Below are 16,642 nucleotides of genomic sequence, written 5' to 3'. Positions count from 1 at the left end.
AGAACACGCCGGTCATCGACGCGTGGCTTACCATGGGACTTTGGAAAGAAGGGCTCAAGACGCGCCATCTGCGCATCTGTCAGCCAGAAAAGATCAGACATGTTCACCGCTTTTTGCAGCCGTGAAACACGCCCCGCAGCGGAAATCAATGGGTCCTGAGCCTAGGGGGTGTCGCGGTTGCGCACATGGGTCGCATAGAGACGTTTATACTTGGCCGCCACTTCGCACATCGGGACCAGATGTTCGGGTGCTGCGAGGCCGCCTGGAAAGTACTCCAAGCCGGACGAAAAGCCGCTGGCACCTTCGTCCATGCACTGATCGACAAGCCGTGCCATCCTGGCCACGTCGTCTGCCTCGCCCGGGTGAAGTTCGTCGCCCAACACTGCACGGTGCACTGTGCCATGACCAACAAACGCCATGACATTCACGCCCAGTTCCGTCCGGTCTAACACATCGAGGTAATCGCCAAAGCCCAGCCACTGCTCGTGCTGCGCCTGATCCGTATACCAAGGGGCCACGCGCCGGATGTCGCCGGGCGTGTTCACCGGACAAGCACCAATTCTGTTGGCGTTGTTGCGCTCGGGCGCATGGGAGGTGTTTCTGAGGTGGCTCTCGAGCATTGGTGGCGCGCGCCTGCCTAGATGTCCTGTTTTGTCATCGGCGCCGCGCAAGTCTGTCGCAAGATCAGTTCGGGGACTACCAGTTCTCCTGGTGCATCGACATCAGACTCGATGATTTTCGCTGCGATTGTCTTGGTTGCCTTGGCGCCGATCTGTCGCGCAGGGATGCGGACCGTGGTTAGTGCCGGTTCGAAGTCTCGTGATCCCTTGAAATCCCCAATGCCGGTGACAGACACATCTGCTGGGACGTTCAGACCTTCCTTCGACAAGGCGTAAAGCGCACCCCAAGCCAGCACGTCATTGCCGCAGACAATAGCAGTGGGATTGTCGTCACCCGACATCAATTGGATCACCGCATTTTTTGCGTCGCCGACGCTGTACGGAGTTTCGATGTCCCAGACATCAGGGATGTGCACGCCGAACTCGGCCAGCGCAGCCTCAACACCTTTGCGCCGCTGAATGGCGCGATCGTTACCGGCCATGGGCGGAAACAGACCCGCGACCCGTGAGTGGTTCAACTGACCAATGTGATGGCCGACCAGCCAGCCCGCTTGAAAATTGTCAGAGCCGACGGATGGGAATGGCGATGTTTGCGAATGGTTCCAAAGAAGGACGGTCGGGACGTTCTGGTTTTTTAGCAGCCCAAAGGTTTCATCCTCATGCGCGATACCAATCAATGCCATCCCGTCCACGCGATGTTCCAGCATCTTTCGGGTCAGGGCGTATTCGCGCTGCAAATCATATCCGTGCGAGGCCAGCAGGATCGTAAAGCCAAGCTCTTCGATGGCCTCGGAAAAGCTTTGGATCAGTTCTGCGAAAATCGCGTGGTCCACCGTGGGCACGATTAGGCCCACGGTGCCACTGCGAATGCCATGGATGGTTTGCGCGGCGCGGTTGCGGATATAGCCCAACCGACGGACTGCATTGTCGATTTTCTTGCGGGTCGAAGCTTTGACAAGGTTGGGATGATTGAAGCTGCGCGACACGGTCGAGGGTGAGACGCGCGCAGCCTTTGAAACCGTGATGATATCTACTTTTTTACCTGTCATATCAGGATTTTGTGCCGTGTCTGTGTCGCAAAAATGAAAACATTTGCAATACTATTTTCATCCCCTAACCTGATCAGTCAACCCTGAATGGGTGGGGGAGGATACGGCGTTGGAATTTCTGGCCTACTTTGGCGACGTCTTTGCACCGATCAATTTCGGGCTTCTGCTGCTTGGCACCATCGGTGGGCTGATCCTGGGGGCGACACCGGGACTGTCCCCGACAATGGCCGTGGCTTTGCTTATCCCGTTCACTTTTCGGCTGGAGCCGGCGCAAGGTCTTATCCTGCTCGGGGCCGCTTACACGTCGACTGTCGCCGGGGGGGCCGTCAGCGCGATCCTTCTGAAAATACCCGGCGCGCCGGCCAATATTGCCACGACACTTGATGGGCACACGATGGCGCAAAAGGGGCAGGGGGCACGGGCCCTTCAGCTGTCGTTCCTAGCCTCGGCAGTGGGCGGCGTCTTTGGCGTGTTGCTTCTGATTTTCCTTACACCGGTTCTTGCGAAATGGGCGCTGGCCTTTGGACCGTCGCACCTGTTCTGGCTCGCCATTCTGGGCGTGACGGTGATCGGGTCACTTGATTCCAGTTCGGTGGTCAAAGGGCTCTTGTCGGGCTGTATTGGCCTATGGCTTGCCACCATCGGCTTTGATGACATCATGGGCGCGCAACGGTTCATCTTTCACTCCAGCGTGTCAGGCGGGATCAACGTGATCCCGGCGCTGATCGGGCTATTTGCAATCCCGCAAGTGATCACCATGTTCGCCAAGGGCCGCGTGTCACTTGATGCCGAAGTGCTGACCGTCGAAAAGCATCCGATCCGGGACGCGTTTCGCGAGGTGTTTCGCCGATCGCGCGCGTTGAGTATCGGTACGATCACCGGATCAGTCATTGGCCTGATCCCCGGGGTGGGTGGTCAGATTGCTGGTCTTGTAGCCTATGATCAGTCCAAGAAGATGAGCCCCGAGCGCGAGAAGTTCGGCACTGGCCATAGCGAGGGCGTCATCGCCGCCGAAAGCGCCAACAACGCGATGGTCGGCCCGTCTCTCGTGCCGCTGTTGACCCTGTCTATCCCTGGTTCACCCACGGCGGCAGTGCTGTTGGGTGGTTTGCTGATCCATGGTATTTTTCCGGGCAGCGATCTTTTTGACAACAATCCCGATGTTGCCTGGACCTTCATCAACTCCATGCTGATCGGACAGATCCTGATGTGCATCTTCGGGCTCTACGTGGCGGGCCTGGCTGCCAAAGTCGCACAGGTGCCCAACGCTGTCATGGCAGCCATCGTTCTTGGGCTTGCTGTCTTTGGCAGCTATTCGGTCCAGAACTCCATGGGCGATGTCTATGTCATGATGGCGCTGGGCACAGGGATGTACTTCCTCGAGCGTTTTGGTTTTTCGGCGGCCCCGCTGGTGCTGGGCCTGATCCTTGGCCCGATTGCAGAAGCGAATTTCATTCAGGGATCGATGATCGCCAACGCCACGTCAAACGTCGGTCAGTACTTCTTTACTGGTCCGCTGAACGTGGGCCTGATCGCAATCGTGGTTGCCTCTGTGGCCTATTCGATCTGGATGGAACTGCGCAGTCGTCGATACACAACCAAAGACGACGCCGTGCGTAAGGAAGAGGCGCTGTCATGACCGATCTGCCGCGTACCCAGCACATTGTGGCAAGCGGCGTCGTAGCCGCCATTGGCGTCGCCGTCGCTTATATTAGCTACACGCAGGAGCCTGCTGCTGCGTTCCTGTTCCCGCGCATGATCTCCACTGTCTTTGTCGTGCTGGCGCTTTGGACGTTTGGCAAGGCGGTCCTCGGCCGGACCAAGGTTGGCAACGGCCTTGATCAGCAGGCGATGTTGAACATCCTGCCGGGTTTGATCGTGGCGCTGGTCCTTGTCTATTGGGCCGCCAAGGGACTGGGGTTCTACACCGCGACCACCATCGTCTTTTTCATTCTTTTGTCGCTTTACGATCCAGCCCCGCACAGCGAGGTCAAAAGCTGGATCAAGCGCGTGGTCATTACCGCCGGGTTTCTGGCGGTCATGTACGGTCTCTTTGCGGGGCTTCTGAACGTGTTCACACCGCGAGAGATCTTTTTCTGAACCGCAAAAGCGGCAGAACGACCCTAGGGAGGAGAAACCCATGAAGAAACTGCTAGCAGCCGCCGCATTGGGGCTGACGACACTTACGACCGGTGTCTTGGCCGATGGCCACGAAAGCTTTCCCGAGCGCCCCATCATGATGATGGTTAGCTATGGTGCGGGCGGGGCCACGGATTTTCAGGCGCGCATCGTCACGATGACCGCTGGGAACGAAGATGCGCTTGGCATGCCCATCGCCATCATCAACAAGCCGGGTGCGGGTGGCCGGGTCGGCTGGAACTGGTTTGCCACGCAGGCCGATTCCGATGGCTATACACTTGGCGCATACAACATCCCGCACTTCATTGCACAGTCGATCGAAGGTGGGGTCGAGTATTCCGCCGAGAGCTTTGAACCTATCGCCAACTGGGGTGCGGACCCTGCCGTGTTCGTTGTGGCCGCCGACAGCGCATTCAACTCGATGACGGATGTGGTCGACTACGCCAAGGCGAACCCGGGCAAGTTGACCTTCTCTGGCGCGGGCCTTTTTGTGGGGCACCACATCGCTGCGCTTCAACTCGAGAAAGCTGCGGGCGTGAAGCTGGCTTATATTCCCAGCAACAAGGGCGGTGCCGGTGCCATGAAGTCGGTCATCGCAGGCGAGGTTTTGGGCGGTGTCAACAACCTGTCCGATGCCTTCCGCGCGCGTGAAGCGGGCAATGTCAAAATCCTTGGCGTATTCGATCTGGAACGGAACGAGTTCCTGCCGGACGTGCCCACGCTGATGGAGCAGGGCTTTGATATCGACAATGCCAGCGTCAATTTCCGTGGCGTGATGGTGCCCAAGGGCACGCCACAACCCATCATCGACAAGCTGGCCGCAACCGTGCCGACCATGTTCGAGAACAAGCGCGTTGCGGGCAAGATGAAGGCAGGCGGCTCACCGATGCACATCATGACTCGCGACGAAGTGCTCGCGATGTGGGCCGCGCGCGAGGAAACGCTCAAGGAACTGCTTGCTGGCCTCTAAGCTATTTCCCCGCCCTGCACGATCCCGTAGGGCGGGGTTCACCCCGCCATCCGACGAAGGCCCGAACATGACCGACGAACTCGCAGAGCTTGACGCCATCCTTCACCGCGCGCGCGTCGCGCAGGCCATGTACGAGGCAGAGGGCAGTCAGGATCGCTATGACCGCGCAGCGCAAGCGGTGGGCTGGGCAATCATGGAACCGTCCCGCAACCGCGAACTAGCCGAACTTGCGGTTCAGACAACGAGCCTGGGCAACGTGCCTGACAAGATTACCAAGAACCATCGCAAGACGCTGGGCCTGTTGCGCGACATATCGAATGCCAAAACCTTTGGCGTTATCCGGGACGATGCTGAAATGGGCATCACGGAAATTGCCCGTCCCATGGGCGTCATTGGTGCTATCGTGCCTTCGACCAATCCGGCAGCAACGCCCGCCAACAACATTATAAACGCACTCAAATGCGGCAACGCGATCGTCGTCGCTCCGTCGCCCAAGGGCGTCGCATCTTGCGAGCGGCTGCTCGAGTTTATCCATGCCGAGTTCGCCAAGGTCGGCGAGAACCCCGATCTCGTCCAGATGGTCCCTGCACCTGGGTCGAAAGCGAAAACGCAACGCTTGATGGAAGCCTGTGACAAAGTCGTCGCGACTGGCAGCCAGAACAACGTGCAGCGCGCGCAGACCTGCGGCACGCCTGCCGTTGCCGTGGGAGCGGGCAACGTGACCGTGATCGTGGATGAGACGGCTGATCTGGACGCGGCAGCCGAGAAAATCCGCGCTTCGAAAACATTCGACAATGCGACCTCATGTTCTTCTGAGAACGCTGTTGTAGTGCTGGATGCTGTCTATGACGCATTTGTTGCTGCGCTGGAGCGTGCCGGTGGCGCGGTGGTGGACGACGAGGTGGGGATCGTGGCGAAGCTCTGGCCAGACGGGCATTTGAACCGGGAAGTGATCGCCCAGGATGCCGACAAGATGATCACCGCGCTCGGGTTGCAGGATATTGTCCCCGCGGGGACAGAATACATAGCCGTACCGACCAGCGGTGTTGGTCCTGAACATCCATTGAGTGGAGAAAAGCTAAGCCGTGTGCTGGCGCTGTACCGGGCATCGGATTTCGAGGCGGCCGTTACCATGACGGATACCATTCAGTGTCACCAAGGGGCCGGACACTCCGTCGGCCTGCACAGTACAAGCCCCAACCGCGCGATGCAGCTTGCCACCATGATCCCAACCAGCCGCGTTATCGTGAACCAGGCGCATACTTTTGCGACGGGTGGGTCTTTTACCAACGGGATGCCGTTTTCGCTCAGCATGGGCTGCGGGGCGTGGGGTGGCAACGCGGTCGATGACAATGTTCATTGGAAGCACTTTTTGCAGACCACCAAGATTGTGCGGGAGATACCTGACCGCGAGCCCGCCCTCGAAGACATCTTTGGCGCTTACTGGCAGGAGGCGGGCCATTGAAGCTGGAGCGACACGCTCCACCACGCGGCACCATTCGTGATTGGCTGGATGCGCGAGCGGTATCTGGCGGGACGGCCATCGTGTTCCCTGAAACTGACACGGCGTTGAGTTGGAGGGATCTGCAGTCCGCAGCGCAGGGATTTGCAGCGGTGCTGACCCAAAAGGGTGTGGAAAAGGGTGAAAGCGTCGCCATCGTCGCGCCAAACAGTCCAGAAGCCGTGTCTGCCTTTTATGGCGCCGTCTATGGCGGCTTTCGCGCCACCATGATCAACCTTGCGGCGGGCCGTGACGCTATCAATTACGCGCTTCAACACTCCGAGGCACGATATGCCTTCGTCCACGACAGCTGTGCCGCTCAATTCGCGCAGGCCAACACCGCTGACGTAAGGCCGGTGCCGTTATTCGGCACACATAACGTCGATCTGCACGAGGTGATGCCTGAGGATCATGCACTTTTAATGTACACATCGGGCACAACCGGGCGACCCAAGGGTGTCGTGCATACCCATGCAAGTCTGCTGGCTGGCGGCTGGACAACCGCCATCGCCCACGCGCTCAGTGCCGCGGACCGCGGTTTTTGCGTTCTGCCCGTGTATCACATCAACGGCCTGTGCGTGACGGTCATGGGCAGCCTCGTGTCTGGCGGTTCGCTGGCGATGGCAGCCAAATTTTCGGCCTCGCGTTTCTGGGAACAGTCCGAAGCCAGTGGAGCGACATGGTTCTCTGTAGTGCCCACGATTATCTCCCATCTGCTTCACGGCTCAGCAGAGCCGACGCAAGGATGTAAACGCCAGCTCCGCTTCGGCCGCTCGGCCTCTTCAGCGTTGGCAGTCGAAACTCAGTCCGCTTTCGAGAAGCGTTTTGATGTCCCGATTATTGAAACGATGGGGCTAACCGAAACGGCAGCACAGATTTTTTCAAATCCTCTTCCACCTGCCACGCGAAAGATCGGCTCGCCTGGCATCGCCTTCGGCTGTGACGTGGCCATTCAGAAAGTGGATGGCAGCGAGGCTCCGTATGGAACAGAAGGTGAAATTGTGGTGCGTGGACCCAACACGCTGCTTGAGTATCTGAAGAACAGTGATGCGACTTCGGCCACTTTTCGGAACGGTTGGTTGCGGACTGGTGACCTCGCCCGGATGGACGAAGACGGCTATGTGTTTGTCACGGGAAGACTGAAAGAGCTGATCATCAAGGGCGGGGAGAATATTGCGCCAAGGGAAATTGACGAAGCACTTTATTCCCATCCTGACGTCGTCGAGGCTGCTGCCTTTGCACGCCCATGCGGTAGCTATGGTGAACGTGTCGAAGCGGCTGTGCGGCTGCGTGATGGGTCGCTTTTGAACGCAGATGCCTTGATTGAATTGTGCCGCGAACGTGTTGGCATTTTCAAATCACCGGATGCAGTTCACTTCCTGAACGAACTGCCAAAGGGTCCTTCGGGCAAGATCCAAAGACTGAAGCTGGCAGAGCTGATACAAGCCTGAAGTATCAACACTGCAATATGCATGCTCGGAAGCGGCGTGCCTTTTTGTAGCGTACTGCTTCAAGACTAAGGTTGCGTCTTCTTTCTGAACCGCGTTCAACTTCTGGCGATGTGAGTGTGCTTGCCGCGATCGCCTGAACGGCGTCCGCTCCCCCTCCGAGCTGACACGTGCGTCGATGGTGCCGGTGCGCAAGCTAATAGGGCAGACCGACATAGTTGAGCGCCATGGCCGCCTGTGCCTCGTTGCTGTCCCGTAAAAATGCAAGCTCTGCCAACTGCATTTTCTTGTCGAATGCGGTTTGCCCGGGAAAGTGGTGCATCAAGGTCGAGAACCACCAGCTGAAGCGTTGTGTTTTCCAGACGCGGGCCAGAGCGTGTTCCGAGTAACGGTCGATCCCATTGCTGTCGTTATCACCGTAGAATTGGCGCAGTCCCTGGTTCAGATAGTGAACGTCAGATGCGGCGGTGTTGAGGCCCTTGGCGCCGGTCGGTGGAACGATATGGGCCGCGTCGCCGCACAGGAACAGACGCCCCCAACGCATGGGTTCGCACACGAAGCTGCGCAGCGGGGCGATGGATTTTTCGATGCTGGGGCCGGTGATCAGAGTGTCTGCCGCTTGTGGCGGGACACGGCGGCGCAGCTCGTCCCAGAAGGTGTCGTCGGTCCAGTTTGACGGGTCATCTGATGTGTCACACTGGATGTAGTATCGGCTGAGGTTCTCGTTCCGCATCGAGCAGAGGGCAAAGCCGCGGTCCGAGTTGGCATAGATCAGTTCATCGTTGACGGGCGGCGTTTCGGACAGGATGCCGAGCCAGCCGAAGGGATAGACCTTTTCATACTCCTGCCGCACGGCTTCGGGAATTGTCTGACGGCTGACGCCGTGAAACCCGTCGCAACCCGCCACGAAATCACAGTCGATCCGGTGGTTTTGGCCGTGTTGGGAGAAGGTGACATGAGGCGCGTCGGTGTCGGCGTTGTGTATCACGACATCTTCGACCTCGAACCGCGTGTCGCCGCCTGTTGCATCGCGCGCATCATAAAGGTCGCGCGTCACTTCGGTTTGTCCGTAGACCAGAACCGTTGCGTCAGTGTGGGTGGTGAAATCCACGCGGAACATGTCGTTGTCATAGGCGATGAGCGTGCCGTCATGCGCGAAGCCTTCCGCCTTCATCCGGGTGTCCACACCCGCTTCGCCCATCAGACCGAATAGGCCCCGTTCCAGCACGCCTGCGCGGATGCGACCAAGGACATATTCGCGGGATTTGCGCTCAAGAACGACCGTTTCGATCCCGGCCTTGTACAGCAACTGGCCCAGCAACAGGCCGGACGGCCCACCGCCGACGATGACGACCTGAGTGCGCATGATACCCTCCCCAGAGATTTGTCATACGACATAACTATTTTGGAAAAAGGTCAAGCAGGGCCGGTGTGGCCGGTGACGTCGCGGGCGTAGGTGGCGAAGGCCTCGATTTCGGCGTCTGATGCGGTGTGGCCTGTGTAGGCGACGAGGTATCCGGGCACCATTGCCAGCCGTTCGTCCAGCGTTTCGCCAAGGTTGGCGTCGTCGTAGCCAAGCTGCATGTAGTAGATGACCCGCGCCCGCGCCTTTGCCTCCAGTTCGGGATAGTCGAACCGCAGGAACATATGTGTCAGGGCTGCGATGCGTGCATCGTCGCCAGCTTTGAGGACCGCATTGACCCGTTCGGAGCGCCGCGCCCAATCCCGGATGGCAAAGTCGAGCCGATTGTCGAAGAGCGCGGTGTTGATGTTGCAGCGAAAGACGTTGCAGCAGGCATCGGTGATCGTGCGGGCAGGGGCGTTTGCCTGCGCGACCATGGCCGCCGTGTTGCTGCGTTCCCAATGATCCAGCAGGGCATTCAGTAGGTCAGTGCGGTTCTTGAAGTACCAGTAGAAACTGGATCGTGAGACACCCATTTGCCCGGCCATCTCTGCCACTTTCACGGCCTCGACCCCGCCTTGCTTGAGCACGGAAAGGGCTGCGTTCAGCCAGTCCTGGCGCGTGACCTTGATATTGCCGACCAGCGGATCCTTGGCGGGGTCGTCGCGGTGGAGAAGCGGCTCTGACATCAGCTTGTGGGGGCGCAGCCGCCTGCGGCTGTCCGGTCTGCGATGTATTTGTGCAAGGCTTCTATCCGGTCGCCGTTGGTGGCGGGTGGGGTGAAGTCGCGCAGGATGCCTTTCCAGATCTCTGTTGCGCGGGCTGTGGCGTCGACGCTGCCGCGTTCTTCCCATGTGCCGAAATTGGCGAAATCCGCAACTACGGGTTCATAGAACTCGGTCGCGTAGCGTTCCATCGTGTGCGCTGCGCCAAAGAAGTGGCCGCCGGGTTGGACCTCTTCCAGTGCATCCATTGCGATCTCGGCCTCGTCAGCGGGTGTGGTTGCGCACAGCTCTGCCATCATTTGCAACACCTCGACATCCGTGACCAGCTTTTCATAGGAAATGGTCAAGCCGCCTTCCAGCCAACCGGCGGCGTGCAGCGTGACAGTGGCCCCGGCCAACAAACATCCCCATGTTCCGAATTGCGTTTCGTTGGCGGCTTGTACGTCGCCTAGATTTGCGGCAGAGCCAGAGGCGCAACGCCATGGCAGGCCGATGTGGCGGGCGAGTTGGCCAGCGGCAAGTGAGGCTTTGAAGTGTTCGGGCGTGCCAAAGACCGGGGCGCCGGATTTCATGTCCACGTTCGAGGTGAATGTGCCATAGCAAACCGGCGCGCCGGGATTGACCAACTGGCCCAGAGTAATTGCGGCCAAGGCCTCCGCATGGCTGAGAGTCATGGCGCCCGCCACCGTGATCGGCGCCATAGCCCCCATCAGGGTAAAGGGCGTGATAATCGCCATCTGGCCGTGGCGGGCAAAGTCCATGACACCAAGGGCCATGGGGATGTCCAGTTGCCGGGGCGAGTTGGTGTTGATGATCGTGTAGCAATGGGAATTGGCGGTGAAGTCCGCGTCCGACAGCCCGCGAAAATCGCGCAGCATTTCGAAGCTTTCTTCGACCTGTCCTGTGCCGCGCGAATAGATGAAGGGCAGCTTGTCTGTCAGTTCCATCTGTCCCTTGGTCATGGCGTAGTGACGCAGGTGGATGGGCACGTCTTGTGGTTCGACCAGCGGCGGGATCATGTGCAGCACGTCGTAGTGTTGGGTCAGGGTGATCAGCTCGCGAAAGTCCTGTTCGGTGCCGGGTCGGCGGCCCCGTTCCAGATCAGTGGCATGGGGACAGCCTGCGCCGGGTTGGAAGATCATGGAGCCCAGTTCCATCACCAGGTTGCGGTCAGGATTGCCCGCGATCAGGGGGAAGGATTTGGGTGCGGTGGTGAGTGCCGCCTCGACCATCTCGTGCCCGATATGCACCATTTCGGAGCTGTCATCGACACGCGCACCGCCTGCTTTGAACTGCGCCCGTGCTTCGGGCAGCAGCACCTTGATCCCCAGCCGTTCCAGCACATCCAGCGCTGCCTCGTGCATGGCCGCGATGCGGTCCTCCGAAAACACGTTCATCGGAGGGAACGGGTTGCGCAGGTTGCGGTAGTTGGTGGAGCGCGCCTTTTGCGGTAGCGCACCACGACCGCGGCGACGGCGGGGGAGGTCGGTCATCCCCGCATCGCCTTGCCTGTCGGGTCGTAGGGTGAGGGGGCGATCACCTTGGCGGACCGTTCCACGCCGACGACGTGGACCTTCAGGTCCGTGCCTTCGACTGCTGCGTCGGCATCGACCAACGCCATCGCGAGCGATTTTTGAACCGTGTGCCCGTAGCCGCCCGAGGTGACAAATCCCACGCGCCTTTCTCCGTTCCATACGGGTTCGTAGCCGCTGGCGTCGGCATCATCCGCGTTGACCTCAAGTGTCACCAACCGTTGCGCGGGACCATTGCCATCACACTCAGCGACAGCCGCAGCCTTGCCTACGAACTCCTTGTTCCAGTCGATCCATCGGTCCATGCCGGTCATGCCGGGGGTGTAGCCTTGGGTAAATTCAGCCGACCAGATGCCGAACGACTTTTCCAGCCGCAGCGACAGCATGGCGTTGAAGCCGTATTCTTGCAGGCCGAACTCCTCGCCCGCTTCGAGCAGCATCCGGCGCAAGTTGACGTGGTCGCCGTAGCGGCAGTTGATCTCGTACCCCAACTCACCCGCGACAGACATGCGCGCCACCTTGGCCCGGATCATGCCCACATCGAAGTCGCCGCAGCCCATGAATTTGAGCGCACCGATGTCCTGATGGCAGAGTTTCTCGATCACCTTGCGGGAGTTGGGACCGGTGAGGCCAAAGCCGCACATCTCCTCGCCCAGATCGCGGACCTGCACGCCGTCGATCATGTGGTCGTCGAACCAACGCATGTGCCAGGCGCGGAGGTAGTAGGAGCCCATGATCCACCACGTGCAGTGTCCAGACGAGTCTGTGCCCCAGTTGAGGACGGTCAGGTCGCCCTTGAGCCGACCGTCTTCGCCCAGCATCGGGGCCAGTTTGGCACGACCGGGGGCGGGTAGTTTCGAGGCCATGACGTTGTTCAGCCAGACTTCGGCATTGGGGCCCGTCACCTCGAACCGGGAGAAACCTGTGATGTCGACCATGCCGACATTCTCGCGCACGTTCTTGCATTCGGCGGCCACGATTTGATGCGCGTTTGAGCGTTTGAGCGTCAGGTTCTCTTCGAAATCCTCGGATGGCGCGAAGTAGAGCGGCGTTTCCAGATCCCAGCTTGATCCCCAGCGGCAGCCCGCAGCGGTCATGGCGTCATGGGCCGGGGCCATTTTGAGCGGACGGCCTGCGGGCAGTTGCTCGTTGGGATAGGACATCACGAACCGCCTGGAATAGAACTGGCCGGTGGTTTCCTTGATGTACTGCTTGTTCTCGGCGAACTTGCCGTAGCGGGCGACGTCCATGCAGTAGACATCGGCCTCGGGCTCGCCCTCGATCATCCATTCGGCCAGCGACTTGCCCACGCCGCCGCCCTGCAGGAAGCCAGCCATGACGGCGCAGGCCGACCAGTAGCCGCGCTTGCCCGGGACTGGTCCGACCAGCGGGTTGCCATCGGGTGAGAAGGTGAAGGCGCCGTTGACCCATGTCTTGATTCCGACGTTTTCAGCGGATGGATAACGGGCAAAGCCCAGCATCAGCTCGTTCTCGATCCGGTCGAGGTCTTCCTGAAACAGCTCCATCCCGTAGTTCCATGGCGCGCCGTCCATGGCCCAATGTTGATGCTCGATCTCGTAGATGCCGATCAGGATGCCCTTCTGATCCTGCCGCATGTACGTGAACCCTTCGAGGTCCACGGTCATCGGCATCTCAAAATCATGGGCGGCGACTTCGGGGATCTGGTCGGTGATCAGGTAGTGGTGTTTGAGCGGGGAGACCGGCAATTCCACACCCGCCATGCGGCCCACCTGCTTTGCCCAGAGGCCTGCGGCGTTGACCACGTGTTCGCAGCGGATGTCGCCCTTGTCCGTCTTGACGATCCAACCGTCATGGACCTGTTCCAGTGCTTCGACCTTGGTGTGTTCAAAGACGGATGCGCCACGTTTCTTGGCCGCCGTGGCATAGGCGTGCACGGTGCCGGTGGTGTCCACGTACCCTTCGCGATCGGCCCACATGGCGCCTAGCACGCCGTCCGTGGACATGATCGGGCAGCGTTCCTGCGCCTGTTGTGGGGTCAGTAGCTCGCAATCCTCGATCCCGATGGACTGGAAGATGCGGTAGGCCGATTGCAGCCATTCCCAGCGTTCGGGTGTGCCCGCCAGCGTCAGGCCGCCGGTCATGTGCAACCCGATATTCTGGCCACTTTCTTCCTCGATCTCTGACAGCAGGTCGATGGTGTAGGCCTGCAGCGCGGCCATGTTCGGGTCGGCGTTCAGGGCATGAATGCCGCCTGCGGCGTGCCAGCTTGACCCGGCGGTCAGGACCGACCGTTCGATCAGTGCCACGTCGGTCCATCCCATCTTTGCCAGGTGATACAGGACCGAAGCCCCCACCACACCGCCGCCAATCACGACAACCCGGTATTGCGAATTCATGTTCCGTCCCCGTCGACTCACTGTTGATTGCCGGCAGGGTGCGAAACACTGGACAGCTCTGTCCAGTACTTTCACGACACGCCGGGGTCAAACTGCGACCCGCGGTCAGGTGGCGCCTTTGCGGTGTGGGTTTGCCGCGCGTGGGTCAGGAGCTGCGGTCAGGCGTTCTGCTGATCCGGCGCGTGGATTGCGCTAGCGTCGACCAGCGCGGCGATCTGCTGTTCTGAATACCCCAGCGCGTTCAGGATCGAATTCGTATCTGTGCCAAGTGTCCGTGGTGGAAGCGCATCGGCTTGTACGTGCATCCCATCCATCAGGAACGGTAAGCCGGTAAACCCCGCGGCCCCGCGCTGTGGCATGTTGCGCTGTGTTGCGGGTGGCAAATCCAAAGCTTCGGCCAGTGTACGGACGCGTGCGCATGGAACACCGGTTGCCATCAGGCGCTGCTCCCAATCGTCGGCAGAGCGCGTTCGCAGCACGTCCGCGATGTCCTGCCCAAGGGCCGCACCGTTTTGATCGCGTGCCACCGCATTGGAAAAACGTGCATCTGTTAGCCAATCGGTCCGGTCCACGGCGTGGGCAAGTGCCTGAAATTGTGCATCCTCGTTCACGCCCAGGCTGATCTGCCCGACCTTGCAGTCAAACACACCCGACGAGGGCGATCTGCTGTTCGCCGCGTTTCCGCGCGCTTTCGGCTCTGTTCCGGTCAGTTGGAAATCGGTGAGTGTTGAACTCATCAAGCTGAATGCGGTTTCGAGCATGGAGACATCGACAAATGCACCTTCACCTGTGTTCTGCCGCCGCATCAGGGCCGATACCGTGGCGAGTGCTGCCGTTAGGCCCGTCGCGTAGTCGATGATCGGTGCGCCCGTTCGAAGTGGACCGGTGTCCTTGATGCCCGTCAGGGCCATCAACCCGCTGATGGCCTGAATGTTCACGTCATATGCCGGTGCCCCCGACATATCGTTGCTGCGTCCGTAGCCGGTCATGGCGCAATGGATCAGCCGTGGGTTGATGGCGCGCGTTTCTGCCTCGGACAGCCCAAGGCGGGCGAGGGTGTCGGGCCGGTGGTTTTCGACCAGAATGTCGGCTGACCGGAGCAGCCGGTCGAACACGTCCCTGCCCATCTTGGTAGACAGGTCCAGAGCAACGCTGTGCTTGCCGGCACTTTGGGTCATGTAGGCTGTGCTCATCCCGGCAGCGGCGCGGGCCTTGTCGGTGCCGCCGCGATGACGCATTGCATCGCCGCGACCGGGGCGTTCGACCTTGATCACTTCAGCCCCGAGCAGGCCGAGGTAGTAGGCACAGGCGGGGCCAGCCAGAACATGCGTCCAGTCAATCACGCGGATGCCATCAAGCGGGGCCGTCATTGTGCGGTTTCCATATGTGGCGCGCGGGATTGCCGGTTCAGACTGCGCACCCGCATGACCAGCGCGGTGACGCCGATCAGGAGGAAAAGCAGTGCGACGGGTCGTGTTACGAAGATCATCAGGCCGTTGTCCGAGAGCAGGAGGGCCTGGCGAAATGTCTCTTCCGCGCCACCGGCCAACACGAACGAGATGACAAACGCAGCCGGGTTGAAGTCCAGCTTGCGCATGGCCCAGCCCGCAAAGCCTGCGGCCACCATAACATAGACGTCGAACAGGTTGCCGCGCGAGGTGTAGGCGGCGACAAAGGAGGTCAGGAAGATCACCGGGTAGAGCACCTTGGTCGGGATACGGGTGATGAACCGTCCCACGAACGCCGCGCCGAAATAGCCGATCAGTCCATAAAACACGATGCCGATCAGGCCGCAGGCAAACAGCGCATAGACAAGGTCCCGGCTGGTCAGGAACATCGTCGGACCGATCTGGATACCGTGGATCAGGAACACACCGATCAGGATCGCCCCGATCGTCGAGCCGGGAATCCCAAGCGTCAGAAGTGGGGCCATGGAGGGGCCGCTGACTGCGTTGTTCGCGGCTTCGGGCGCTGCCACACCTTCCAGTGCGCCCTTGCCCCATGCCTCGGGGTTTTTGGCCCGCCGCTTGCCCTCACCATAGGCGACAAAGGCGGCGATGGCGGAACCGAGCCCGGGCAGCATGCCGATGAAGGCCCCGATAAAGGACGAACGTGCCACATGTGGCAGGCACGGTTTGTATTCAGCCCAGGTCAGCGTGTTGCGCGCGGCGTCATTGCCGTTCTGCACCATTTCGGTCATTTTTCCGCGCTCCTCGATCTGGGCAAAGACCTCGCCCAGAACGAAGATGCCAATCATCAGCGGCACCAGACCGATCCCGTTGGTCAGGTCGAAACTGCCAAAGGTGAACCGCTCGGTCGAGCTGATGGGATCAAGGCCGATCATCGCGACCAGCACACCCAAGGCGGCTGAGGCCAGCCCGCGTGTGACCGACTTTCCGATCACCGAACCAATCACGATGAAGGCCGCGAAATAGACTGTAAACAGTTCTGGCGGGCCCAGTTTCAGGGCGATGGTGGCGATCCACGCAACGCCGACGATCAACAGGATTTCGCCAGTGAAATCCCCGATGACCGAAGAGATGGTGGCTACCTTCATGGCTTTGCTGGCCTTGCCCTGTCGCGCCAGTGGATACCCATCAAGCTGCGTGGCGGCAGATGCGGCTGTGCCCGGCGTGTTGAACAGGATTGCGGCGATGGACCCGCCGTAGCGCCCGGATTTGCCTATGACATAAAGGAAGGCGAGGGCGGGCAGGGGCTCCATGTAGAACGTCAGCGGCAGAAGCATTGCAATGGCCGCCGATGCGGTCAGTCCAGGAATGGCCCCAACGATCATCCCGACCACGGCCGCCAGCAGGACCCAACCCAGCAGGACGGGATCCGATAAGACACCAAGTAGGGCAGGGAAGACATCCATCAC

General features: G+C 60.1%; 13 protein-coding genes and 1 pseudogene. 5 read left to right on the top strand and 9 right to left on the bottom strand.

Going from position 1 to position 16,642, the window contains the following annotated elements; translation table 11 throughout:
* The 3 genes and pseudogenes from Q1A75_RS06385 to Q1A75_RS06375 form a co-directional block, all read right to left on the bottom strand.
* A pseudogene (locus tag Q1A75_RS06385) lies at positions 1–101 on the bottom strand (IS5/IS1182 family transposase); the annotation flags it as partial.
* 60 nt (positions 102–161) lie between these two features.
* On the bottom strand, positions 162–620 hold the full coding sequence (locus tag Q1A75_RS06380) for a hypothetical protein (protein ID WP_299556112.1): 459 nt from the start codon (positions 618–620) through the stop codon (positions 162–164).
* A gap of 17 nt (positions 621–637) precedes the next feature.
* Complete coding sequence (locus Q1A75_RS06375) at positions 638–1,669, bottom strand: substrate-binding domain-containing protein (protein ID WP_299556110.1); 1,032 nt, start codon at positions 1,667–1,669, stop codon at positions 638–640.
* Between the two features lie 109 nt (positions 1,670–1,778).
* On the opposite strand from Q1A75_RS06375, the gene Q1A75_RS06370 reads away from it, so the two are divergent.
* The 5 genes from Q1A75_RS06370 to Q1A75_RS06350 all read left to right on the top strand — a co-directional run bounded on the left by Q1A75_RS06370 (position 1,779) and on the right by Q1A75_RS06350 (position 7,730).
* The gene (locus tag Q1A75_RS06370; RefSeq protein ID WP_299556108.1) at positions 1,779–3,308 is read left to right on the top strand and encodes a tripartite tricarboxylate transporter permease; all 1,530 of its coding nucleotides are present in this window, start codon (positions 1,779–1,781) and stop codon (positions 3,306–3,308) included.
* Complete coding sequence (locus Q1A75_RS06365; RefSeq protein ID WP_299556106.1) at positions 3,305–3,769, top strand: tripartite tricarboxylate transporter TctB family protein; 465 nt, start codon at positions 3,305–3,307, stop codon at positions 3,767–3,769. The genes Q1A75_RS06370 and Q1A75_RS06365 overlap by 4 nt, the downstream gene beginning before the upstream one ends.
* A gap of 40 nt (positions 3,770–3,809) precedes the next feature.
* The gene (locus tag Q1A75_RS06360) at positions 3,810–4,778 is read left to right on the top strand and encodes a tripartite tricarboxylate transporter substrate binding protein (protein ID WP_299556104.1); all 969 of its coding nucleotides are present in this window, start codon (positions 3,810–3,812) and stop codon (positions 4,776–4,778) included.
* A 67-nt stretch (positions 4,779–4,845) separates the two neighbouring features.
* Positions 4,846–6,243: an aldehyde dehydrogenase family protein gene (locus Q1A75_RS06355; RefSeq protein ID WP_299556102.1), complete on the top strand. Its 1,398-nt coding sequence runs from the start codon at positions 4,846–4,848 to the stop codon at positions 6,241–6,243.
* The gene (locus tag Q1A75_RS06350; RefSeq protein ID WP_299556100.1) at positions 6,240–7,730 is read left to right on the top strand and encodes an AMP-binding protein; all 1,491 of its coding nucleotides are present in this window, start codon (positions 6,240–6,242) and stop codon (positions 7,728–7,730) included. Before Q1A75_RS06355 ends, Q1A75_RS06350 begins: the two co-directional genes overlap by 4 nt.
* Positions 7,731–7,923: 193 nt before the next feature.
* Here Q1A75_RS06350 and pobA read toward each other — a convergent pair whose 3' ends face one another.
* The 6 genes from pobA to Q1A75_RS06320 form a co-directional block, all read right to left on the bottom strand.
* Entirely contained in the window at positions 7,924–9,093 is a 1,170-nt protein-coding gene (gene pobA / locus Q1A75_RS06345) for a 4-hydroxybenzoate 3-monooxygenase (protein WP_299556098.1), read from the bottom strand.
* Between the two features lie 50 nt (positions 9,094–9,143).
* On the bottom strand, positions 9,144–9,821 hold the full coding sequence (locus Q1A75_RS06340; protein ID WP_299556114.1) for a TetR/AcrR family transcriptional regulator: 678 nt from the start codon (positions 9,819–9,821) through the stop codon (positions 9,144–9,146).
* On the bottom strand, positions 9,818–11,347 hold the full coding sequence (locus Q1A75_RS06335; RefSeq protein WP_299556096.1) for a trimethylamine methyltransferase family protein: 1,530 nt from the start codon (positions 11,345–11,347) through the stop codon (positions 9,818–9,820). The genes Q1A75_RS06340 and Q1A75_RS06335 overlap by 4 nt, the downstream gene beginning before the upstream one ends.
* Complete coding sequence (locus Q1A75_RS06330; RefSeq protein WP_299556094.1) at positions 11,344–13,764, bottom strand: FAD-dependent oxidoreductase; 2,421 nt, start codon at positions 13,762–13,764, stop codon at positions 11,344–11,346. Before Q1A75_RS06330 ends, Q1A75_RS06335 begins: the two co-directional genes overlap by 4 nt.
* Before the next feature lie 158 nt (positions 13,765–13,922).
* Positions 13,923–15,134: a CoA transferase gene (locus Q1A75_RS06325; RefSeq protein ID WP_299556092.1), complete on the bottom strand. Its 1,212-nt coding sequence runs from the start codon at positions 15,132–15,134 to the stop codon at positions 13,923–13,925.
* Positions 15,131–16,639 (bottom strand): tripartite tricarboxylate transporter permease, encoded by a 1,509-nt coding sequence (locus Q1A75_RS06320; RefSeq protein ID WP_299556090.1) that lies wholly within the window; start codon positions 16,637–16,639, stop codon positions 15,131–15,133. The genes Q1A75_RS06325 and Q1A75_RS06320 overlap by 4 nt, the downstream gene beginning before the upstream one ends.
* Between the last annotated feature and the right edge of the window lie 3 nt (positions 16,640–16,642).

This window comes from uncultured Tateyamaria sp., from assembly GCF_947504105.1.
Taxonomy (GTDB): Bacteria; Pseudomonadota; Alphaproteobacteria; order Rhodobacterales; family Rhodobacteraceae; genus Tateyamaria.
Note: the sequence above shows the minus strand (reverse complement) of the source record. Positions and strands in the feature narration are given on the sequence as shown.